The organism is Geodermatophilus sp. SYSU D00710 (genome assembly GCF_054050195.1).
Window position 1 is genome coordinate 1 of sequence record NZ_JBJGYX010000047.1, and the last position, 20856, is coordinate 20856.

Genomic DNA, 20856 nt, shown 5'->3' on the forward strand with positions numbered 1-20856 from the left:
ACCCCGCCCCCCGCCCCCCCCCGGGCGGCCGCGCCGCGGCGCCCGCGCCCCCCCCCCCCCCCCCCCCCCCCCCCCCCCCCCCCCCCCCCCCCCCCCCCCCCCCCCCCGCGACGGTCGACGAGATCCTCACCGGGCGCGAGAACCTGCGGCTGATCGGCAGCCTCTACGGCCTGGGCCGCGGCTACGTCCGGCGGGCGTCGGACGACCTCCTGGAGCGCTTCGACCTCGCCGCGGCCGCCGACCGGCCGGCGAAGTCCTACTCCGGGGGCATGCGCCGGCGGCTCGACCTCGCGGTGAGCCTGCTGGCGGCCCCGCCGATCCTGTTCCTCGACGAGCCCACCACCGGGCTGGACCCGCAGAGCCGGTCGGGACTGTGGGAGGTGCTGCGCGAGCTCGTGCAGGAGGGCACCACGCTGGTGCTCACCACGCAGTACCTGGAGGAGGCCGACCACCTGGCCGACGAGATCGTGGTGGTCGACAAGGGCCGCGTCATCGCCGCCGGCACCCCGACCCAGCTCAAGGACCAGGCCGGGCAGGCCAGCGTCGTGGTCACCCTGACCCACGCCGCCGACCTCGACGCGGCCGCCGCCCTGATGCGCGACCACTCCCCCGAGGTGCACGTCGAGGCGGGCAGCCGTCGCCTGACCGCGCAGGCCGGCGGGCTGGGCGACATGACCCGGATCGCCGCGGTCTTCGAACACAGCGGGATCGAGCTCGACGACCTCGGGCTGGCCCGGCCCAGCCTCGACGACGTGTTCCTGCACCTGACCGGGCACCGCGCCGAGTCGGCCACCACCGAAGAGACCACCACGGGGGCTCAGACCGAGGGAGCCGCGTCGTGACCGCCACCCAGACCCCGCTCCGGGCCACGGCCCGACCGGAGATCCACCCGCCGTCGCTGCTGCGGGCGTCGTCGACGATCGTCTGGCGCAACCTGATCCACATCCGGCGGATGCCGGAGATGCTGCTCGACGTCACCGTGCAGTCGGTGATGTTCGTGCTGCTGTTCGCCTACGTGTTCGGCGGCGCCATCGCCGTGGCCGGCTCGAACTACCGGGAGTTCCTGCTGCCCGGGATCATGGTGCAGACGATGGTGTTCTCCTCCGCCATCGTCGCCATGGGGCTGACCAACGACCTGCAGAAGGGGTTCGTCGACCGCTTCAAGTCCCTGCCGGTCCCGCGGGCGGCGGTGCTCGTCGGGCGGAGCCTGTCCAGCCTGATCCACTCCAGCATCGGCGTCGCCGTCATGGCGCTGACCGGTCTGCTCATCGGGTGGCGGATCCGCAACGGCCTCGTCGACGGCGTCCTCGGGTTCCTGCTGCTGCTGGTGTTCGGCTTCGCCATGATCTGGCTGGGGATCTGGGTCGGCTCGCTGATGCGGACCGTGGAGGCCGTGCAGGGCTTCATGTTCACCGTCATGTTCCCGCTGACGTTCGTGGCCAACACGTTCGCGCCGACCGAGAGCATGCCCGCGTGGCTGCGCACGATCGCCGAGTGGAACCCGGTCTCGGCGCTGACCCAGGCCTGCCGGGAGCTGTGGGGCAACGGCCTGCCCGCCCCCGCGGACGCCGCCTGGCCGCTGCAGAACCCGGTCCTGGTGTCGATCGCCTGGTCGCTGCTGCTCACGGCGCTGTTCGCGCCGCTGGCCCTCTCGGCGTTCCGCCGCCGGTCCCGGGACTGACGAGGGCCCGGGCCCCGGGGTCAGCGCACGGCGGCGACGTCGGCCGGCAGCCCGGGGGCCCGGCCGGCGGCCGGCGTCTCCCCCCGGGCGACGGCCGCCGGGGCGCTGTCCGGGCGCACCCCGGCGGCGACGTAGGCCTCGTCCTCCTCGAGGGTCTCCCGCTCGAGGAGGGCGGCGGCCAGCCGGTCCAGCCGCTCCCGGTTGGCCCGCAGCGTCGCGACCGCCTCGGCGTAGCACTCCTCGACCAGCCGGCGCACCTCGGCATCGACGAGTTCCCGCGTCGCCGGGGCGGCGCCGTCGGCGGCGAAGGGCTGGTCCCCCGACGGCGGCAGGACCGCCACCGGGCCCACCGCCGGTGACATGCCCCACCGGCCGACCATCTGCCGGGCGAGCCGGGTCACCTGCTCGAGGTCGTCGGCGGCGCCGGTGGTGACGTCGCCGTAGACGACCTCCTCGGCGGCCCGCCCGCCCAGCGCACCGACGATGCGGCCCCGCAGGTACCGGACCGAGTAGCCGTACCGGTCGCCCTCCGGCGTCTGCACGGTCACCCCGAGGGCCTGTCCCCGCGGGATGATCGTCACGCGGCGCACCGGGTCCGCGCCGGGCGTGAGCATGCCGAGCAGCGCGTGCCCCGCCTCGTGGTGGGCGGTGCGGAGCTTCTCCTCCGGGGAGAGCACGATGCCGCGCACCGTGCCCAGCAGGGTCTTCTCCAGCGCCTCGGCGAGGTCGGCGCCGGCGACCTGCTCACGGCGGTTCTTCGCGGCCAGCAGCGCTGCCTCGTTGACCAGGTTGGCCAGGTCGGCGCCGACCATCCCGGGCGTCGCGGCGGCCACCGCGGCGAGGTCGACGTCGGGCGCCAGCGGCACCTCCCGGGTGTGCACCCGGAGGATCTCCAGCCGCCCGGCGCGGTCGGGCGGGCCGACGGTCACCCGCCGGTCGAAGCGGCCGGGCCGCAGCAGCGCCGGGTCGAGGATCTCGGGCCGGTTGGTGGCGGCGAGCACGACCACGCCCTGGTTGCCCTGGAACCCGTCCATCTCGGTGAGGACCTGGTTGAGCGTCTGCTCGCGCTCGTCGACGCCTCCGGTGGTGGCCGTCCCGCCCCGCGCCCGGCCGATGGCGTCGAGCTCGTCGATGAACACGATCGAGGGCGCCACCTTCTTCGCCTGGGCGAACAGGTCGCGCACCCGGCTGGCACCCACGCCCACGATCGCCTCGATGAACTCCGAGGCCGAGATGGAGAAGAACGGCACCCCGGCCTCGCCGGCCACGGCCCGGGCGAGCAGGGTCTTGCCGGTGCCGGGCGGGCCGGAGAGCAGCACGCCCCGCGGGATCCGCGCCCCGAGCCGGGTGTAGCGCCCGGGGTCGCGCAGGAAGTCGACGACCTCGCCCACCTCCTGCTCGACCGCGTCGATCCCGGCGACGTCGGCGAACGTCGTCCGCCGCCCGGAGTCGGGCCGGTAGAGGGTGGCCTTCGACCGGCCGAAGCCGCCGAGCGCGCCGGCGCCGGAGGCCGCCCGCCGCCGCAGGAACCACAGCAGGAGCGCCACCAGCAGCAGGGTCGGGCCGAAGCCGACGACGACCTGCACCCACAGCGGCGGGCCGGCGTCCGGCGAGACGGCGTCGACGGTGACGTCCTGGGCCTCCAGCGTGGCCAGCAGGTCGTCGGTGGCGAAGGACGGGCGCTGGGTGGTGAACAGCTCCGTCGGGTCGGCGTCGTCCCCGCCGGGCGGGTCGACGGCGGTGCGGAACTCCCCCTCGATGGTGTCCCCGGTCGAGGTCACCGACGCGACGTTGCCCGCGGTCAGCTGGTCGGTGAAGTACGTGTAGGGGACCGCGGCCCGCGGCGGTGGGCCCATCGCGACCGACGCGACGATCCAGTTGACGGCCAGCGCGGCCAGCACCAGCCACCACAGGGCGCCCAGCCGCGGGCGCTGCGCCGCCGGGCGGCCCCGGTCGTCGGGCATGCCCTCGACGCGCCACGGCGGGGGACGGCGGGACACGCCGTCGTCGCGGCCGCGCAGCCGTCCCCAGGATCCCGACCGGCGCGTGCTCTCGTCCTCCGGCGCGCCCGCCTCCCCCCGTGTCGCAGCACCGGCCATCGGGACCCTCCCGTGTCGAGCGCAGCCTCGTCCGCCGCGTCGGGGCCACCGTGCCGCCGCACCGGGGGCGCTCGCGCCAGGGAAGGACCCTGGGCTCGGGTGCGCCGGCCGGGCCCCGCTCCGTGTCGACCCGGTGCGGTCCCCGTGGCCGGGAGACCACACCAGGTCGACACCGGGCGCCCGCACGCCGGGGGGGTCAGGCCAGGCCGTCGACGCCCACGCTCGTTGCGCCGCGCGTGGGGATCGGTCGGGCCGGACAGTTGCTGCAGACCCTCGAGCGAGCGGATCGGGCCGGCCGCGGAGGTCTGCTCGTCGAAGTGCGGCTCGGGGATCGCGTCGAGGGCGGCGTCCGAAGCGGCCGCGGAGGCGTCGGAGAGGCCGGCGGCGGTGGCCACGCACGCGGCCAGTGCGGCGTCGGGGACCATCCCCCGTGGAGCGCTGCAGTCGCCGGTGCAACGGCACGACGTCTCGCGATGGGGGCCGCACGCCGACGACAGCCGGTGGTGATGCCGCCGTGACAGGTCGGTGACGCGCCATGACGACCATCGGCAGCGACTCTCGCCACGCCCAGGAGAGGAGTGGTCATGTCTGCACCCCTCGAGGTGTCGCAACCCCACGATCCGAACCGACCGGGACGGACCACGGCGGCCAAGGCCTGGGTGGCGGCGATCTACAGCGCGGTCCTCGCCTTCTTGTCCTCGCTCCTCACCGCACTGGGCGGTGCGGACACCGGCTTCGACTCGGTCACCGCAGGTCAGTGGCTGACGGCGGTGGTCGCTGCCCTCGTCGCCTTCGGTGGGGCTGCCGGTCTCACCTACTACGTCCCCAACAAGCCCCGGTGACGGGCCAGGTGTACTGCCGGACCGATGCGAGTCGGTCGCGCCGTTGACAGCGCGTGTCTCCCGCTGGGAGATGATGTCGCCAGGCGGGGTGGCGGCCTCTGACCCGGTCGCCGTGCGCCGGTCGGCTGACCCCGCTCAGGGCGAGCACCGGAGGGACGTGTCCCGGTCGCGCTCGGCGAGCGGTCAGCCCGCGCTGCACCACTCCCCCGGCGTGTGCACGCCATGGGCCACCCGCAGGTCGACGCCGTCGTCCCCGGGACGCAGGTGCGGCGAGGGCCGCCAGTCGTGCCGGGGCGCGGCCGGCCGGGCCGCGGTGTGCGCGGCCAGGGCGGCGGGCAGCAGCCGCATCCGGGCGGCGAGCCACTCGTCGTCCCACGGGCCGTCCTCGAGCACCGAGGCGGCGGGGCGGAACTCCAGGTAGACCGTGCGCCGCGCCGGCGAGCCGGCGGTGGGCGGCGAGCCGTGCACGACCATGTCGTCGTGGACGAGGACGTCCCCGGGCGCCATCGGCACCTCGACCGCGCCGGGCACGTCCCAGCCGTGGGCGTCGCGCAGCCCGCAGGCGTCGGTGCGCGCCCGCTGCGAACCCGGCACCACCCGCAGCGCGCCCTGCCCGGGCAGCGCGGCGTCGAGGTAGACGTCGACGTTGAACAGCCGGTGCCGCCGGGCGTGGACGGCGTCCTGGTGCCACGGCACGGGCGCGCCGGCGCCCTCGGCCTTGACAACCAGCGACTCGTAGGTGGGCACCAGGTCCGGCCCGGCCAGCGACTCGGCGATGCCGAGCACGTCCGGGCTGCCGAGCAGCTGCAGCGAGGCGTCCTCGCCCTTGTCGTGCAGGTAGTCGACCCGCCACAGCACGCCGCCGGAGAACAGGTGGTCCCCGGTGGGCGGCATCGACGTCCACCGGTCGGCGGCGGCGCGCAGCCGGGCGAGCAGGTCGGCGGGGATGCGGTCGCGCAGGACGAGGAACCCCTCGGCGTCGAACCGGGCGACCTGGGCGGGGGTCAGGGACAGCGGCGTCATGCCCCCGATGCTCGGCCGGGCCGGCGCGGGAGACTCCCGGCATGGACGGCGGTGCTTCCCGGATCCGCGCCGGGTCCCCGGCCGAGCCCCTGCTCGCCGGCCCGGTGCACGAGGAGCACGGCCTGGCCTGCCGGCTGAGCACCCGGCCGGTGATGCGCCGCGCGCACCGGCACGACGACGTCGAGCTCGCGCTGGCCGTGGGCGGGTGGGTCGAGCACGAGCACGCGGGCCGGCGGGTGCGGGTGCCCGACGGGACGCTGGTCGTGGCGTGGGGGGCGCTGCCCCACCGGGTGAGCGCCGCCGGGGACGGCGCGGCGGTCCGCTGGCTCACCGTGCCGCTGGCCGATGCGCTGGAGTGGGACGTGGAGGGCCGGCTGACCGCGGCGCTGCTGCGCGGCGAGCGGCGGGTGCTGCCCGGCCGGTCCGACGACGCCGCGCGCTTCGCCGGCTGGGCGGCCGACCTGGCCGGCGGCGTCCCGGCCGAGGCACGCGCGGCCCGGCTGGAGGTGCGCGCGCTGCTGGAGCGGCTGTCGGTGCTCGACCCGGGCCCGGACCCGGCGCAGGACGAGGACCCGGCGGAGGACGAGGGCCCCGCCCCTGACCGGCACGCGCGGCGGGTGGCGCAGATGGCCGCCTTCGTCGCGGCGCGGTTCCGCGAGCCGATCGGCGTCGCCGAGGTCGCCGCCGCCGCGCACCTGCACCCGGCCACGGCGACCGCCGCCTTCCGCGCGGTCACCGGCACCACCCCGGCCGCGTTTCTGCTGCGCTGCCGGCTCGCCGAGGCCCGGCGGCTGCTGCTGGTCACCACGGCCGACGTCGACGCCGTCGCGCGGCGAGCCGGCTTCGGCTCCACGAGCAGCTTCTACGCCGCCTTCACCCGCGAGGTCGGCGAGCCGCCGGCGGCCTGGCGGCGGCGCCGGCTGGCGCGCCGGGAACTGGTCTGAGCCGCTACGGCAGCAGCAGGAGCTTGCCCGTGGTCCGCCGCGCCTCCAGGTCCTCGTGCGCGCGCCGGGCCTCGCGCAGCGGGTAGCGGCCGCCGATGCGCACGTCGAGCCGGCCGGAGGCGACCAGGTCCAGGACGGCGCCGACCCGCTCACGGAGCAGCTGCGGGGTGCGGGTGTAGGTCCCCAGCGTCGGCCGCTGGACGTACAGCGAGCCGTGCGCCGCCAGCTGCTGCAGCGGCAGCGGCTCGGGCTGCCCGCTCGCGGCGCCGAAGAGGACCATCCGGCCGGTGGGCCGCAGCGCGGTCAGCCCCGCGGCGAACGTCGCCCTCCCGACGCCGTCGTAGACCACCGCCGCGCCCTCGCCGCCGGAGAGCTCGCGCACCCGCTCGGGGAACCCCGCGTAGCCCACGACGACGTCGTCGGCCCCGGCCGCCCGCGCCAGCTCGGCCTTGTCCTCGGTCGACACCGTGGCCAGCACGTGCCCGCCCCGGGCGCGCACCAGCTGCGTGAGCAGCAGCCCGACGCCGCCGGCCGCGCTGTGCACGACCGCCCAGTCGCCCTCGGACACCGGGTACGAGTCGGCGGCCAGGTACTGGGCGGTGCAGCCCTGCAGCACCACGGCGGCGGCCAGCTCGGCGGGCACGCCGTCGGGTACCGGGACCAGCCTGTCCCGGGGCGCGGCCACGCGGGTCGCGTAGCTGCCCGGGACGTCGAGCCAGGCCACCCGCTCGCCGGTGCCGGCCACGGTGCCGGCCCCCTCCGCGCCCACGACCGCCGGCAGGCGGCCCCCGTAGGGCGGGCGCCCCTCCCGCTCGTAGACGTCGCGGAAGTTCACGCCCACGGCCTCGACGTCGACGAGGACCTGCCCCTCCCCCGGCTCGGGGTCGGGGAGGTCGCGGGCCTGCAGCACCTCGGGCCCACCGGTGCGTTCGACGACCACCGCCTGCACGGTGCCTCCCGTCATCGATCGGGTCGTGTCACCGGGATGGTCCTCCCCCGGGGCCCGACGGTGTGATCTGCGACGGCAACACGACTCCGCGCCTTCGCGAGTGGAATGGCCGGTGGGCGGTAACGCTTGTCGTCTGCAACCACAGTCCAGACGGGGCGCTGCCGCGCGCCCAGGGGGAAGTCCGTGACCGTCACCCACGACCGCAGTACCACCGTGCCCGCGGAGGTCCAGACGCCGCACCGCGCGGTGCTGGTGCTCGTCCTCGGCGCCTTCGTCGCCGTCGGCGCGTTCACCATCGACATGTACCTGCCGGCGCTGCCGGCCATCGCCACCGACCTGCGCACCAGCTCGCCGATGGTGCAGCTGACCCTGACCGGCACGCTGGCCGGGCTGGCGATCGGGCAGCTGGTGATCGGGCCGCTCGCCGACGCGCTGGGCCGGCGCCGGCCGATGCTGGCGGGGACCGCGCTGCACGTGGTGGCCTCGCTGCTGGTCCTGGTCGCGCCGACCGTCGAGGTGCTCGGGGTGCTGCGGGTCCTGCAGGGCGTGAGCAGCGCCGCGGGTGGGGTGGTCGCCATGGCGATCGTGCGGGACCTGTTCGAGGGCCGGGCGGCCGCCGCCATGCTGTCGCGGCTGTTCCTCGTCATGGGCGCCGCCCCGGTGCTCGCCCCGACGATCGGCGGCGAGCTGCTGCGGATCACCTCGTGGCGCGGGGTGTTCGTCGTCCTCGCGGGTTACGGGCTGCTCCTGCTCGTCGTCGGCGCGCTCGTCGTCCCGGAGACCCTGCCGTCGGACCGCCGCGTGACCGGCGGCGTCGCCGGGGTCCTGCGCACCTACCGGGGGCTGCTCCGGGACCGGGTCTACGTGGGGCTGGTGGTGGTGGCCGGGCTGACCATGGCCGGCCTGTTCAGCTACGTCTCCGGGTCCTCCTTCGTCTACCAGCGGCAGTTCGGCCTCGACGAGCAGCAGTTCGGGATGCTGTTCGGCGCGGGCGCCTTCTGGCTGATCGGCGCGACGCAGCTCAACCCGGTCCTGCTGCGCCGGTGGTCGCCGGCGCAGCTCCTGTCCGCCGCGATGTCGGCCGGTGCGCTCGCCGCGCTGGTGCTGCTGGCGCTGGCGGTCACCGGGACCGGCGGGCTCGCCGGCGTGGTCGTCCCGCTGTGGGCAGTGCTCGCCGCCATCGGGCTGGCGCTGCCCAACGCCCCGGCGCTCGCGCTGGCCGCGCACGGCGAGACCGCGGGCTCCGCGGCCGCCCTGCTGGGCGCGGTCCAGTTCGGCATCGGCGCCGCGGTCTCCCCGCTCGTCGGCCTGCTCGGCAACGACGCCACGGCGATGGCGCTCACCATGGTGGCCGGGCTGACCCTGGCCATCGGGGTGCTCGGCGTCGTCGTCCGGCCGTGGCGGCTGACCGAGCTGGGCGACTCCCCGGCGGTCGCCGTCGCCCACTGAGCGGCGGACACCGCCGCGCCAGGACGGCACCGGCGCCGGGGACGGAGGGCGTGCTCAGCCGGGGCCGGGGTCGACCAGGTCGCGCACGAGCGGAGAGCGGGTGGCGGGGTCGACGACGACCTCGACGGCGAAGGCGAGGGCGCCCAGCGCGGCCAGGAACGCCGCGACCTGGACCAGCGCGCGGGTGAGGACGAGCGCGGAGCCGCCGAGGGACGCCCACCACCTCGGCCGGCGCGCCCGTCCACTCGGCCACCACCCGCTCGTCCAGGGTGAGCACCCCCAGGACGACCACCCCGGCGAAGAGCGCGGCACCGAAGCCGACGACCTCGGAGGCGACCCGGGCGGTCGCCTTCCTGCGGGTCCGCGCGTCCAGCCCGTCCGGGAGGGCGCGCCGGGTCCCGAGGACCGCGACGAGCAGCGCACCCCCGAGGACGACGGCCAGGAGGACGGCGAGCCGGGGCGCGGCGAGGCGGCCGGCGTAGCGCCAGGTCTCCGAGGTGACGAACAGGACGAGGAGCAGTCCCAGGAGCAGGCGCAGCTCCCGGACGGTGACCAGGACGGTGTCGGCGCCCCGGGCCAGGCGGGCGACCGGCCGCCGCCCGGTCCGGTCGTGGTCCCGGCCGGACCGGGGCGGACCGGGCTCCCCGACCTGCCCGGGCACCGCCGCGAGCAGCGCGGCCCGCTCCGGTCCGGACAGGTCCAGCGCATCGGCCAGCGCGCGCACCGTGTGGGGGGAGGGCCGGCGCAGCTCCCCGCGCTCCAGGGCGACGACGGCGTCCCGGGCCAGGCCCACCTGCTCGGCGAGCTCCTCCTGGCTCAGCCCGGCGGCCTCCCGCAGTCGCCGCAGGTGCGATCCGAACGATGGCCGTCGACCAGGGCCGGCGCTCGTGCTCACTGCTCCCCCAGGGTCGACTCGTGGCCGCGGGGCGGCGGCGCCGACGCCGGCAGCCGCGCCAGCTCGTCCGGGACGACGACGCGGCGATGACTCCGGCCCGGCGCGGCGGTCTGAGTACTCGAGGACCCCGTTCCGTCCCTCCCGAGAGGACCGCCGCCATGGCCGAGACCGACCGCACCGACCAAGCCGGCGGGCCCCGGGCCCCCGAGCCCCACCCGCGGCTGCGCGACCTCGACGTGCTCGTGGGCACGTGGCGGCTGGAGGGCAGCGACCTCGACGGCAGCGGCGCGTTCACCGGCACGGTGACGCGACGCTGGCTCGAGGGCGGCCACTTCCTCGTGCAGCAGATGCGGATCGACGGGGACGAGCACGAGGGCGCCGAGTACATCGGCTACGACCACGCGCAGCAGACGCTGCGGTCGATGTTCTTCAGCAACGAGGGGCCCGGCCCGTACTGCTCCTTCGCACTCGAGTACTCCTGGCAGATCGAGGGCGACGACCTCACCGTCTGGCACGGGGCCAAGGACTCCCCCGCCCGCTTCCACGGCACGATCGACCGCGCCGCCGGCACCGTCGACGGCCGCTGGGAGTGGCCCGGCGGCGGTTACCGGGCCACCGAGACCCGCGTCGACGACGACGGGTGAGTGGCCGGTCCGGCGCCGCGGGGTCAGGCCGGCCAGGTCAGGCCGGGGACGGGCGGCGCTTCTCCTGCCGCGCCCGGCTCTCCGGTGCCTTCCGCGGACCGGGCGTGCCCGCCGCGGCCGACCCCTCGGCCGCCGGTGCGCGGTCCTCCTCCGACCGCGCCTCGTCGGACCCCTCCTGGTGCGGTGCGGTGGTCGCCCGGCCGGGGACGGCCCACTTCAGCTCGATCTCCAGCTCGATCTCGTCGCCGTCCACCTCCACCTCGAGCTCGCAGCGGAGCCGGTCGGCCACCGTCAGCTCCAGGGTGGTGTCGCCCAGCTCGACGGTGACCTCGCCGTCGTCGGACCCCAGCCCCTCCGCCAGCGCCGCCAGGAAGCGGGCGATCTCCGGACGGCTCAGCGTCCGTTCCTGCTCGATCTTCACGTCCGACACGGGCTCCTCCGTTCCTCCGCGCACGCCGCGCGCCGCGGCGCCGAGGGTCCCGCTCCCGGCGCCCGGCGACCTCATCCCCGCCGGGTGAGGCCGCCGGCGCACCCGCCCGGCACGGTCGCGCCATGAGGACAGGTGCAGCCGGACGCCGAGCAGCCGGGTCCACGACCCCCACCCGCCACGCCCGCCGGGGAGGTGGCAGCGCCGTGCTGGACGGGACCGCGGTCGCCCTCGACGACGGCGCGGCGCGGGCCGCGGCCCCGCCCGCCCGGCCCACCCCGCAGGAGCGGAAGGCCGCGGGCAAGGCGCTGCGCGCCGGCGCACCCCTGGCCGCGCTCGCCGAGTCCCCCCGGGCCACGCGCACCCGCGACCCCCTCACCCTGCTCGTGGAGCAGGCCGCCGACCGGGTGCCCGAGCTGGTGCCGATCCGCTACGGGCGGATGCTGCAGTCCCCGTTCGCCTACTACCGCGGCGCCGCCCGGGTCATGGCCGCCGACCAGGCCGGGACGTCGCGGTCGGGCCTGACCGTGCAGATGTGCGGCGACGCGCACGCGGCCAACTTCGGCCTGTACGGCTCACCGGAGCGCCGGCTGGTGTTCGACACCAACGACTTCGACGAGACCCTGCCGGGCCCGTTCGAGCACGACGTCCAGCGGCTGGTCGCCAGCCTGGAGCTCGCCGGCCGGGAGAACGGCCTGTCGCGCAAGCAGCGGCGGGCGGTCACCGTCGCCGCCGGCGCGCGGTACCGGACGGCGATGGCGGAGTTCGCGGCGCAGCGGGACATCGAGGTCTGGTACGCCGGCCTCGACGCCGAGGCGTTGCAGCGCGACCTGATCCCGCAGCTCGGGCCGGGCGCGCGCAAGCGGCTGACCCGCGCGCTCGAGCGGGCGCGGACCCGCGACAGCCTCCAGGCCTTCGGCAAGCTCACCGAGCTGGTCGACGGCCGGCTGCGGATCAAGGCCGAGCCCCCGCTGCTGGTGCCGCTGCGCGACCTCCTGCCCGGGGCGGACGGCCCGGACCCGGCCCGCGCCTTCCACGGCCTGATCCGGCTGTACCGGAGCACGCTGCAGGTCGACCGCCGCACCCTGCTGGAGCGGTACACGTTCGTCGACATGGCCCGCAAGGTCGTCGGGGTGGGCAGCGTGGGCACCCGCTGCTGGGTGGTCCTGCTCGTCGGGCGCGACGACGACGACCCGCTGCTGCTCCAGGTCAAGGAGGCCGGCCCGTCGGTGCACGCCGAGTTCGTCGGGCCCAGCCGGTACACCCACCAGGGCGAGCGGGTGGTGGCCGGCCAGCACCTGATGCAACAGGCCAGCGACGTCTTCCTCGGCTGGGAGCGCACCGCCGGCGTCGACGGCGTGGAGCGGGACTTCTACCTCCGGCAGCTGCGGGACTGGAAGGGGTCGGTCGAGCTCGGCGACCTGCGCCCTGAGGGGCTGCAGATCCTCGGCGCGGTCTGCGCCTGGTGCCTGGCCCGGGCGCACGCCCGGACCGGCGACCGCATCGCCATCGCCGGCTACCTGGGCTCCTCGCCGGCGTTCGAGCACGCGCTCGCCGACTACGCGGAGGCGTGCGCCGACGTCACCGAGGGCGACCACCGGCAGCTGGCCGAGGCCGCCGCCGCGGGCCGGGTGCCCGTGCAGCGAGACGTCTGAGCGGGCCCCGCCCCGCCGCGCGCCCTGCCGGCCACATCGTCCGGACGGGAGGAGGCCCGGCAGCCCCGGTCTGCCGACGCTGGACGCCGCCGGTCCCCACCTCCAGGAGGAGCCATGACCCAGACCACCCCCGACGCCACCCTCGACGGCCTCGCCCGCGGCGATGCCCCGGTGCTCGAGACCGTCCTCGCCATGAACCTGGACGCGCTCGATCGCTCCGGGCTGGACGCCGACACCTACCTGCTCGTCCGCCTGGCCGTGCTCGTGGCCATGGACGCCCCGCCCGCCTCCTACGCGGTCACCCTCGGCATGGCCGCGGACACCGACGTGACGGTCGAACAGGCCCAGGCGGTCCTGGTCGCCATCGCCCCACTGGTGGGCACCCCGCGGATCACCGCCGCGGCCGGCAACATCCTGCGCGCCATCGCGGGCGCGGAGGCCCTGGCCGAGGCCATCCCCGAGCAGCGCACGTCCTGACCCCGCACCGCGGGCGCCGATCCGGGATCGGAGGACACGGATGACCAGGACCGGCGCCCGCGCCGGCGCGGCCACGGCGACGGCAGGCGTGATCGTCCTGCCGCTCGCCCTCGCGCAGTTCATCGCCAGCTACGCCGCGTCGAACATGAACGTGGCGATCAGCACGATCGCCGACGACCTCGACACCGACGTCGCGGGGATCCAGACCACCATCACGCTGTTCACGCTGACGATGGCGGCGCTGATGATCCCCGGCAGCAAGCTCACCGACATCTGGGGCCGCAAGCGCTGCTTCGTCCTCGGCCTGCTGGTGTACGGCGCCGGCGCCCTGCTGGCCGCCCTCGCGCCGGGGCTGGCCGTGCTGACCGTCGGCTACTCCCTGCTGGAGGGGATCGGGTCGGCGCTGCTCATCCCGCCGATCTACATCCTCATCACCGTCGTGTTCGACGACGTGAAGACGCGCGCCAAGTGGTTCGGCGTGGTCAGCGGCGCCGCGGGGCTGGGCGCGGCCGCCGGGCCGCTGATCGGCGGCCTGATCACCAGCTACGTGAGCTGGCGGGCGTCGTTCGTCCTGCAGGCCGCGGTCGTGGGCGCGATCGTGCTGCTCGCCCGCCGGATCGACGACCCGCCGCTGCCGGCGCAGCGCCCGCGGTTCGACCTGCTCGGCGCCGTGCTGTCCGCCGCCGGTCTGTTCTTCGTCGTCTTCGGGATCCTGCAGACCGGCACCCAGGGCTGGACCTCGTCCCGGGTGTGGATCCTGGTCGCCCTCGGCGGCCTGTTCCTGGCCGTCTTCTTCCTCTACGCGCAGACCCGCGAGCGGCACGGCCGGACGCCGCTGGTCTCGCCCTCGCTGTTCCGCAACCGCACCTCCAACCTCGGGCTGACCACCCAGACCGTGCAGTGGCTGGTCATGCAGGGGGCGTTCTTCGTCATCTCGGTGTTCCTGCAGCAGGAGCGGGGCTACTCGGCCGTCCAGACCGGACTGATGCTGCTGCCGGCCACGATCGGCATCCTGCTGTCCGCCGGCGCCGCGCAGCGGATGGCCAGCCGGCACCCGCAGCGACTGCTGATCCGGGCCGGCTTCACGCTCACCGTCGTCGGCCTGGCGCTGCTGCTGGCGCTGGTCCGCCAGGACTCCGCGGTCTGGACCTTCTGGCCCGGGCTGTTCCTCATGGGCTTCGGGGTCGGGGCGATGCTGACCGCGTCGGTCAACGTGGTGCAGTCGGCGTGGCCCGAGTCGGTGCAGGGCGACATCTCCGGGGTCTCGCGCAGCGTCTCCAACCTCGGGTCCTCGCTCGGCGTCGCGATCGCCGGGTCGGTGCTCGTGGGGGCGTCCTCCACGGGCAACCCCCCGTTCCTCACCGCGATCGTGGTGGTCGGCGGGTTCGCCGTCGTCGGGTGGCTGGCCGCCTTCCTCCTCCCCCACCCGCCACGCCGCAGCCCTCCGCCGTCGGCCTGAGGACCGTTGTCCGGAGGGCCGCCGAGGAGGAGGCTCGGGCGCGCGGCGATGCCGCAGGGGCGTCGCCGCCGTCCGAGAGGAGGGCGGCATGTACGCCCGATCCACCACCATCCGCGGCAACCCCGGATCGCTCGACGACGCCATCGCCTACATGCGCGACGAGGTCTGGCCGGCCGTGCAGGACATGGACGGCTGCGTCGGCCTGTCGATGCTGTGCGACCGCGAGACCGGCCGGTGCATCGCGACGTCGGCCTGGGAGGACCGGCAGGCGATGGACGCCAGCGCCGAGCGCGTCGCCCCGATGCGCCGGCACCTGGTGGACCGCTTCGGCGCGGGTGAGGACCTCGAGGTGCGCGAGTGGGAGATCGCCGTCCTCCACCGCGCGCACACCGCCGGGGACGGCGCGTGCGCCCGGATCACCTGGAGCCACGGCGACCCGGCCAGGGCCGACCAGCTGCTGGACATGTACCGCACCAGCCTGATGCCGCGGATCCAGGAGACGCCCGGCTTCTGCAGCCTCAGCATGATGATCGACCGGGAGACCGGTCACGCCGTCGGCACCGTGGTCTTCGACGGCCGCGCCCACCTCGAGGAGTCACGGGAACAGGCCCGCATGCTGCGCGAGGAGGGCGTCGCGATCATGGGCATCGACATCCTCGACGTCGCCGAGATGGACCTCGTCCTGGCCCACCTCCGGGTACCCGAGACCGTCTGAGGCCGGCACGGTCAGGGCCGCTCCGGATCCCGGGACGGCACCGGCGGGCGGAGGGGACGCCGCTCCGCCCGCCGGTCACCTGCTCCAGCGCATGCCCAGCAGCACGGTGTCGTCCCCTCCGCCGTCGGCGCTGAGCGTCCGCATCAGGTCGTCGAGCGCCTCCGGCAGCGGCTGCCCGTCGAGGCCCGCGGCGGCGGCCCGCAGCCGGTCCAGGCCGGTGTCGATGACCTCGCCGCGGCGCTCGACGAGCCCGTCGGTGAAGGCGAGCAGCGTGCCGGTGGCCGGCACCCGGACCTCGGTGACCGGGGCCGGCGCCGGCGCGTCCACACCGACCGGCGGGGTGACGGGCACCGCCAGGGAGCAGGCCCCGCCCCCGGTCACCAGCACGGGCGGGAAGTGCCCGGCGCAGGCCAGTCGCAGCCGGCCGGTGGCGGTGTCGAGCTCGCCGAGGAGCAGGGTGGCGAAGCGGTGGTCGGTGCTGACGTCGAGCAGCCGCCGCAGCCTGGCCAGCACCACGGTGACGTCGTCGCCCTGGGCCAGGTAGGCGCGGACCGCGAACCGCAGCTCGGCCATCGTGGTGGCCGCCGGCAGCCCGCTGCCGGAGATGTCGCCGACGACGAACACGCAGCAGCCGGGCCCGCGGGCGACGACGTCGTACCAGTCCCCGCCGACCTCGAGCTCGTCACCGCGGGCCTCGTAGCGGGCGGCGACCTCGAGCCCCTCCAGGACCGGGACCTCGGGCAGCAGCGCGTGCTGCAGGGTGCTCGCGATGCCGCGCTGCTGCCGGTAGAGCCGCTCGTTCTCGGCCGCCAGCCGCTCCGCCTCGCCGCGGCGCCGCAGGACCACCGCGGCGGTCCGGGCCGCCGCGGCGGCGAGCGCGACGCCGACGCCGGTCACGATCCACGGCAGCGCGGAGGAGAGCGCGCCGGTCAGGCTCCCCGGGGAAGCGCCGACGACGGTGATCGCGGTGTCCCCGAACGCCACCGTGCTCCGGGCGGTCTCGCCGCGGATCGGCACCGGCCCGGTGGAGTACAGCAGCTGGTCGGGGGCCGCGTCGCGACCGAGGTGGACGGCGAAGTCCAGGCCGCCGAACGCCTCGTCGGGCGGCACCTCGACGCGCCGGTCCGGTGGCAGGACCGACTCGGCGTAGACCACCAGGCCGGCGGTGTCCCCGGAGGGGCGCAGCGCGTACCCGAGCCGGTCCGGGTCACCGGGCAGGATGCCCCGCACCGCCAGCGTCCCGTCGGCGGGGGCGCCGGCGAGGAACGCGGCGAACCCGTCCCCGCCGGGACCGGCCGGCTCGGCTCCCTGCACCGCCAGCCGCTCGGCCCCTCCGCCGCCGGGGGCGCGCCACAGCGACAGTGACACCACGTCCGCGCCGGAGACGCGGGCGGCGGCGAACCGCTCGAACGCGCCGGGATCGCCGCCGGTGGCGGTGGCGACCTGCCCGGCGTCGGCCAGCCGGGTGGTCAGGACCGCGACCTGGGTGGTCAGCACCGTGCCGGCCTGCGCGACCTCCCGCTCGAGCAGGTCCTGCTCGGCGCGGGCGTTGACCTGGCCGGCCAGCACCGCGAGCACCGCCGTGACCGCGAGGACCACGACGGCGACGAGGCCGGCGACCCGGCGCGGCGTCCCGGCGGTCACGGGGGTACCGGCAGGACGACGCCGACGCGGCGCGTGCGGGCGGGCTGGGGCATGCGGGCCTCCCTCAACACGCACGCCACCGACTGCTCGAGGGCGCTCCGCACGGGATCGACGTGGCCGACCGGGTCCCGTCCCTGGACCGCGACAGTGGGGGATGCTAGTCAGCCGCGGCGGCCAGGGACACCGGCTCGCCGCTCCCCCGGCCGCGGAGGCGAGCGGCCGGAGACCCGCGACGGCCGGGCGGGCGGCCAGACTGGCGCCGTGGACGACGAGGACCTGAGGCTGCTGGTGTACCGCTCGTTCGCCGACACCGGCGCGGCACCCGGTCCCGACCGGCTGGCGGAGGAGCTGGACGTCGCGCCGGAGGACGTGCGGGCCGGCCTCCAGCGGCTGGCCGCGGCCCGGCACCTCGTCCTCGACGACCGGGACCGGGTGGTCATGGCCCATCCCTTCGCGGCCGTCCCGCTCGGGTTCGCCGTGATGGGGAACCGCACCCTGTGGTGGGGCGGCTGCGCATGGGACTCCTTCGCGCTGCCGCACCTGCTGCCCGACCAGGCGCCGGTCCTCGTGTCCACCCGCTGTCCGGGCTGCTCGCGGGCGCACGCCTGGGACGTCGGCCGGGACGCGCCCCCGGACGGGGACCAGGTGGCCCACTTCCTCGTCCCGGCCGCCCGCATCTGGGACGACGTGGTCCACACCTGCTCCAACCAGCGGCTCTTCTGCTCACCGGGCTGCGTCGACACCTGGCTGGCGCGGACCGGGGAACCCCGCGGCTACACGATGGACCTCGCCACGCTGTGGCGGCTGGCCGCGCACTGGTACGACGGGCGCCTCGACCGCGGCTACCGGCGCCGGGACCCGGCGACCTCGGCCGAGTACCTGCGGAGCGTGGGACTGGCCGGCTCCTTCTGGGGGCTGTGACCCCACGCCGGCGGGCGGCGTCCGAGCGGGGTCAGTCCCCGCCGTCGTCGCCGCCGACGGCACCGTCCCCGCCGCCGGCGGGGGGTGCGACGCCGGCGTCCGGGTGCTCGGCGACCGTCCGCTCGAGGGGGACCGGCTCCGGCAGGGTGGTGAAGTCGACGTCGGCGGCGTACCGCCCGACGCGGGGTCCCGGCTCGGTCACGACGACCACCTCCTCGACCGCAGTGTGCGCCCCGGACGGGCGCCCGGCCTCCCTCGTCGCGTCCGGGCCCTCAGGGAGCTCTCTGTGGGTGCGCGGCCGCCGGTGCGCCCCGGTCGAACCGCGACGGGTCACCGTCGTAGTACGGCCACACCCGCCACCGCGCCGTGCCGGTGCGCTCGGGCGGCCCCAGTGTGACCTCCCCGGTGCCCGCCCACTCGACGCCGCGTACGAGCAGGGTCATGAACGGGACCTTGCGGAAGGTGTCCCAGTCGTGGCCCAGGACGATGCTCAGGCTGCGCCCCGCGCCCCACTCGTGGGCCCACGCCAGCGGCTGGTCGGTGTCCATGCCGGGCAGGTCCTCGATCCCGCCGGGCGGGATGTCCACCGGTGTGTGCGCGTTCGGCCAGCCGGCCCGCCGGTAGGTCTCGACGTCGTCGAACACGGTGAGCAGGACCGTCGCCGACGGGTCCATCCGGGCGCCGGTGAGCACGTCGTCGTTCACCACCGCCCACTCCGCGGGCAGCCCCTCGGTGATGGGGTGCCGCGGCTCGGGAAACCGGACCGTCACCTCCGTCTGGGGGCGGGGGCGCAGCCCCGTGGTCCTGCTGAGCGTGGCCCCCCGCATCCGGTCGAACTCCTCGGGCCACCCCCAGTCCGGCTCCTGCACCGACGAGCCGTGGAACCAGACGATCCCCCGGCCCTCCTCCCGCACGAACCGCAGCAGCGCCTGCTCGGTCGTCGTCCCGAAGCCCTCGGCGACCGAGTGGTAGTCGTCGCGCCCCTCGTACACGACCAGGACGACGTCGAACCGGTCGAGCAGCTCGTCACCGACGCCCCGGAACTCCTCGAGCACCCGCACCCGGAAGCGGCCGGTCGACTCGAGCAGCGTCGTCAGCATCGAGGTGCGGTGCCGGAAGGACCGGAACTCGTTGTCGTGCTCGACGGTGACCCTGCCGGTCGCCAGCAGGACGTCGATCTTGCCGGGCGTCACGCGTCCGCCGCGACCGACCGGATGTACTCGACGGACTCCGTCGTCTCCACGGTCGGGAAGTACTCCAGCCCGATCGGTCCGTCGTAGCCCGATGCCCGCAGCACGGCGAGCTGGGCCGGCCAGTCGACCGACCCGCTGCCCGGCTCGCCGCGGCCCGGCACGTCGGCGAGCTGCACGTACTTGACGAATCCCGCCGCGTCGGCCAGCTCGGTCGCCGGGTCCTCGCCCTGGGCGATCGAGTGGTAGAGGTCGTAGAGGATGCCGAACCGCTCCGAGCCGATGGCGCGGGCGACGTGGACGGCGTCCTCGGTGCGGTCGGTGAGCGCACCGGGATGGTCCACCCGGGAGTTGACCGGCTCGAGGACGAAGTCGACCCCCGAGTCGCGGTGCCGCTCCACCGCCTCCCCGTACATGTCGATGATCACCTGGTGGTTCCGGGTCCGGTTCATGCCCGGGAAGCCCACGCCCGAGGCGAGCACGACCCGCGGGCAGCCGAGGAGCCTCGCGTGCTCGACGGCGGTGTCCAGCCCCTCGTGGGCCGGGGCCAGATCCGTCCCCGGGAAGGTGAAGCCCATCCGGGGGCCGGCGAGCAGCGAGGTCAGCTGGACACCGGTGTCGGCGAGCGCCTTGCTCAGCGAGTCGAGGTCCTTGTCGGTGGAGAACCACATCTCGACGGCGTCGAAGCCGGCGGCGGCCGCGGCGCGGACCCGGTCGCCGGCGTCCTCGCCGGCTTCCGTGAAGAGCAGTTCGATGTTGGCGGAGAGCTGGTACACGTTCAGTCCTTCTGGCTGAGGGCGGCCGTGATCGACCGGCGGATGAGGTCGTGCTGCTTGCGGACGAGGTCGACCGGGTCGGCCTCGTCGAGGTCGGCGAAGGCGTGGCCCTCCCACTCGCTGGAGAAGAAGCCGGAGTAACCGCCGTGGACGAACTCCCGGACGATCGCCGGGTAGTCGATCGCCGGCTCGTCGCCGTGCTCGTCGATGTCGTAGAACTTGGCGTGCACGTGCTTGATCTGCGGCATGATGTCGGCCCACTCGGCCGGGTCGACGTGGCCGTGCATGTTGAAGGCCAGCCGCGCGAACGAGCCCAGCGACTCGGGGGCGATGCCGCGCGAGTGCAGGTACTCGACGAACTCGCCGTGCCGGGCGTTGATGTCGGCGTCGGTCGCCCAGATCTGCTGCAACCGGTCGAGCTCCTCCTGGCCGAGCCCCATCCTCACGAGCTTGCGCAGGATGGTCGGCGACATCGCGTGCATGGTCGAGCTGAAGTCGGCGACGAAACCCAGCCGCTCCGAGCCGATCTGCTCGTACGTCTCGCGGATCTCCATCACCCGGGGCGAGTTCGGCCCGAGCGGGGCGTGCAGCTCCCAGCCCATCGTCAGGTCGAGCTCCTCGGCCACCGGCAGCAGCCGCCGGATCAGCGAGGGCTCGGCGCTCTGGATGCGCACCAGCGGGAAGCCGAGCGCGTGCGCGCTGCGGAACTGGGTGACGGTGAACTCGAACTCCTCGTCCGGGGTCATGTCCCGGTCGCGGCGGCGGCCCATGTCGAGGTTGCAGCCGAACGAGCTCGGCACGAAGCCGTGCCGGTCGAACGCGTCCCGCCAGTCGCGCACGAACTCGGGCGTCACCTCCGGATAGGTGCGGATCGTCTGCGACGCGACGATCTCGATGCCCGGGCCGATCCCCGCCTTGTCGACGACGCCGAGCAGGCCGGGCAGGTCGTACCGGCCGGCGGCCCACTCGCTGGTCAGCGAGTAGAGCGTCAGCCCGAGCGTGATGCCGCTGCCCTCGACGGCGGGCTGCGCCTCGCGGGCCGGAGCGGTCGTGGTCATCGGGGGCT

General features: G+C 75.7%; 21 protein-coding genes and 1 pseudogene. 11 read left to right on the plus strand and 11 right to left on the minus strand.

The genetic code is table 11. The annotated features are described in order from the left end of the window. Both ACI78U_RS18395 and ACI78U_RS18400 read left to right on the plus strand, forming a co-directional pair. Positions 1-842: AAA family ATPase (locus ACI78U_RS18395; RefSeq protein ID WP_456876832.1), on the plus strand; the 842-nt coding region annotated here is incomplete at its 5' end. Next, complete coding sequence (locus ACI78U_RS18400; RefSeq protein WP_456876833.1) at positions 839-1681, plus strand: ABC transporter permease; 843 nt, start codon at positions 839-841, stop codon at positions 1679-1681. The genes ACI78U_RS18395 and ACI78U_RS18400, both read left to right, overlap by 4 nt. Positions 1682-1701: 20 nt before the next feature. On the opposite strand, the gene ftsH is transcribed toward ACI78U_RS18400, so the two are convergent. Next, positions 1702-3780, minus strand: coding sequence for an ATP-dependent zinc metalloprotease FtsH (gene ftsH / locus ACI78U_RS18405; RefSeq protein WP_456876834.1), 2079 nt, complete (start codon positions 3778-3780; stop codon positions 1702-1704). Between the two features lie 584 nt (positions 3781-4364). Between ftsH and ACI78U_RS18410 the strand changes: the two genes are divergently transcribed. Further along, complete coding sequence (locus ACI78U_RS18410; RefSeq protein ID WP_456876835.1) at positions 4365-4622, plus strand: hypothetical protein; 258 nt, start codon at positions 4365-4367, stop codon at positions 4620-4622. Between the two features lie 183 nt (positions 4623-4805). Here the strand turns inward: ACI78U_RS18410 and ACI78U_RS18415 are convergent, their stop codons facing one another. Next, positions 4806-5645: a phytanoyl-CoA dioxygenase family protein gene (locus ACI78U_RS18415; RefSeq protein ID WP_456876836.1), complete on the minus strand. Its 840-nt coding sequence runs from the start codon at positions 5643-5645 to the stop codon at positions 4806-4808. Between the two features lie 41 nt (positions 5646-5686). On the opposite strand from ACI78U_RS18415, the gene ACI78U_RS18420 reads away from it, so the two are divergent. Continuing rightward, complete coding sequence (locus ACI78U_RS18420) at positions 5687-6589, plus strand: helix-turn-helix domain-containing protein (RefSeq protein ID WP_456876837.1); 903 nt, start codon at positions 5687-5689, stop codon at positions 6587-6589. A 4-nt stretch (positions 6590-6593) separates the two neighbouring features. Here ACI78U_RS18420 and ACI78U_RS18425 read toward each other — a convergent pair whose 3' ends face one another. Continuing rightward, a complete protein-coding gene (locus tag ACI78U_RS18425) occupies positions 6594-7553 on the minus strand; it encodes a quinone oxidoreductase family protein (protein WP_456876838.1) in 960 nt (319 codons plus the stop codon). A 168-nt stretch (positions 7554-7721) separates the two neighbouring features. Here ACI78U_RS18425 and ACI78U_RS18430 point away from each other — a divergent pair, with 168 nt between their 5' ends. Further along, positions 7722-8987 carry a multidrug effflux MFS transporter gene (locus tag ACI78U_RS18430; protein ID WP_456876839.1) on the plus strand — a complete coding sequence of 422 codons (1266 nt, stop codon included), beginning with the start codon at positions 7722-7724 and terminating at the stop codon, positions 8985-8987. Between the two features lie 54 nt (positions 8988-9041). On the opposite strand, the gene ACI78U_RS18435 is transcribed toward ACI78U_RS18430, so the two are convergent. Together ACI78U_RS18435 and ACI78U_RS18440 are read right to left on the minus strand one after the other, a co-directional pair. Further along, positions 9042-9299: a hypothetical protein gene (locus ACI78U_RS18435; protein WP_456876869.1), complete on the minus strand. Its 258-nt coding sequence runs from the start codon at positions 9297-9299 to the stop codon at positions 9042-9044. A 370-nt stretch (positions 9300-9669) separates the two neighbouring features. Continuing rightward, positions 9670-9882, minus strand: a pseudogene (locus ACI78U_RS18440) (helix-turn-helix transcriptional regulator); the annotation flags it as partial. A gap of 158 nt (positions 9883-10040) precedes the next feature. Here ACI78U_RS18440 and ACI78U_RS18445 point away from each other — a divergent pair. Continuing rightward, on the plus strand, positions 10041-10526 hold the full coding sequence (locus ACI78U_RS18445; protein WP_456876840.1) for a DUF1579 family protein: 486 nt from the start codon (positions 10041-10043) through the stop codon (positions 10524-10526). Between the two features lie 37 nt (positions 10527-10563). Here ACI78U_RS18445 and ACI78U_RS18450 read toward each other — a convergent pair whose 3' ends face one another. Beyond that, positions 10564-10956: an amphi-Trp domain-containing protein gene (locus ACI78U_RS18450; protein WP_456876841.1), complete on the minus strand. Its 393-nt coding sequence runs from the start codon at positions 10954-10956 to the stop codon at positions 10564-10566. Between the two features lie 203 nt (positions 10957-11159). Here ACI78U_RS18450 and ACI78U_RS18455 point away from each other — a divergent pair, with 203 nt between their 5' ends. The 4 genes from ACI78U_RS18455 to ACI78U_RS18470 all read left to right on the plus strand — a co-directional run bounded on the left by ACI78U_RS18455 (position 11160) and on the right by ACI78U_RS18470 (position 15259). Beyond that, positions 11160-12608 (plus strand): DUF2252 domain-containing protein, encoded by a 1449-nt coding sequence (locus ACI78U_RS18455; RefSeq protein WP_456876842.1) that lies wholly within the window; start codon positions 11160-11162, stop codon positions 12606-12608. 114 nt (positions 12609-12722) lie between these two features. Continuing rightward, positions 12723-13085, plus strand: a complete 363-nt coding sequence (locus tag ACI78U_RS18460; RefSeq protein WP_456876843.1) for a carboxymuconolactone decarboxylase family protein — start codon at positions 12723-12725, stop codon at positions 13083-13085. A 40-nt stretch (positions 13086-13125) separates the two neighbouring features. After that, positions 13126-14544 carry an MFS transporter gene (locus tag ACI78U_RS18465; RefSeq protein WP_456876844.1) on the plus strand — a complete coding sequence of 473 codons (1419 nt, stop codon included), beginning with the start codon at positions 13126-13128 and terminating at the stop codon, positions 14542-14544. A gap of 88 nt (positions 14545-14632) precedes the next feature. Further along, a complete protein-coding gene (locus tag ACI78U_RS18470; RefSeq protein ID WP_456876845.1) occupies positions 14633-15259 on the plus strand; it encodes an antibiotic biosynthesis monooxygenase in 627 nt (208 codons plus the stop codon). 75 nt (positions 15260-15334) lie between these two features. Here the strand turns inward: ACI78U_RS18470 and ACI78U_RS18475 are convergent, their stop codons facing one another. Continuing rightward, the gene (locus ACI78U_RS18475; protein WP_456876846.1) at positions 15335-16903 is read right to left on the minus strand and encodes a PP2C family protein-serine/threonine phosphatase; all 1569 of its coding nucleotides are present in this window, start codon (positions 16901-16903) and stop codon (positions 15335-15337) included. A 261-nt stretch (positions 16904-17164) separates the two neighbouring features. Between ACI78U_RS18475 and merB the strand changes: the two genes are divergently transcribed. Next, entirely contained in the window at positions 17165-17824 is a 660-nt protein-coding gene (gene merB, locus ACI78U_RS18480) for an organomercurial lyase (RefSeq protein ID WP_456876847.1), read from the plus strand. Positions 17825-17855: 31 nt separating this feature from the next. Here the strand turns inward: merB and ACI78U_RS18485 are convergent, their stop codons facing one another. From ACI78U_RS18485 to ACI78U_RS18500, 4 genes are all read right to left on the minus strand, one after another. Next, entirely contained in the window at positions 17856-18026 is a 171-nt protein-coding gene (locus ACI78U_RS18485) for a hypothetical protein (protein ID WP_456876848.1), read from the minus strand. A 70-nt stretch (positions 18027-18096) separates the two neighbouring features. Then, positions 18097-19017: a ThuA domain-containing protein gene (locus ACI78U_RS18490; RefSeq protein ID WP_456876849.1), complete on the minus strand. Its 921-nt coding sequence runs from the start codon at positions 19015-19017 to the stop codon at positions 18097-18099. Continuing rightward, positions 19014-19790: a TIM barrel protein gene (locus tag ACI78U_RS18495; protein ID WP_456876850.1), complete on the minus strand. Its 777-nt coding sequence runs from the start codon at positions 19788-19790 to the stop codon at positions 19014-19016. The genes ACI78U_RS18490 and ACI78U_RS18495 overlap by 4 nt, the downstream gene beginning before the upstream one ends. A 2-nt stretch (positions 19791-19792) precedes the next feature. After that, positions 19793-20848, minus strand: a complete 1056-nt coding sequence (locus ACI78U_RS18500; RefSeq protein ID WP_456876851.1) for a sugar phosphate isomerase/epimerase family protein — start codon at positions 20846-20848, stop codon at positions 19793-19795. Between the last annotated feature and the right edge of the window lie 8 nt (positions 20849-20856).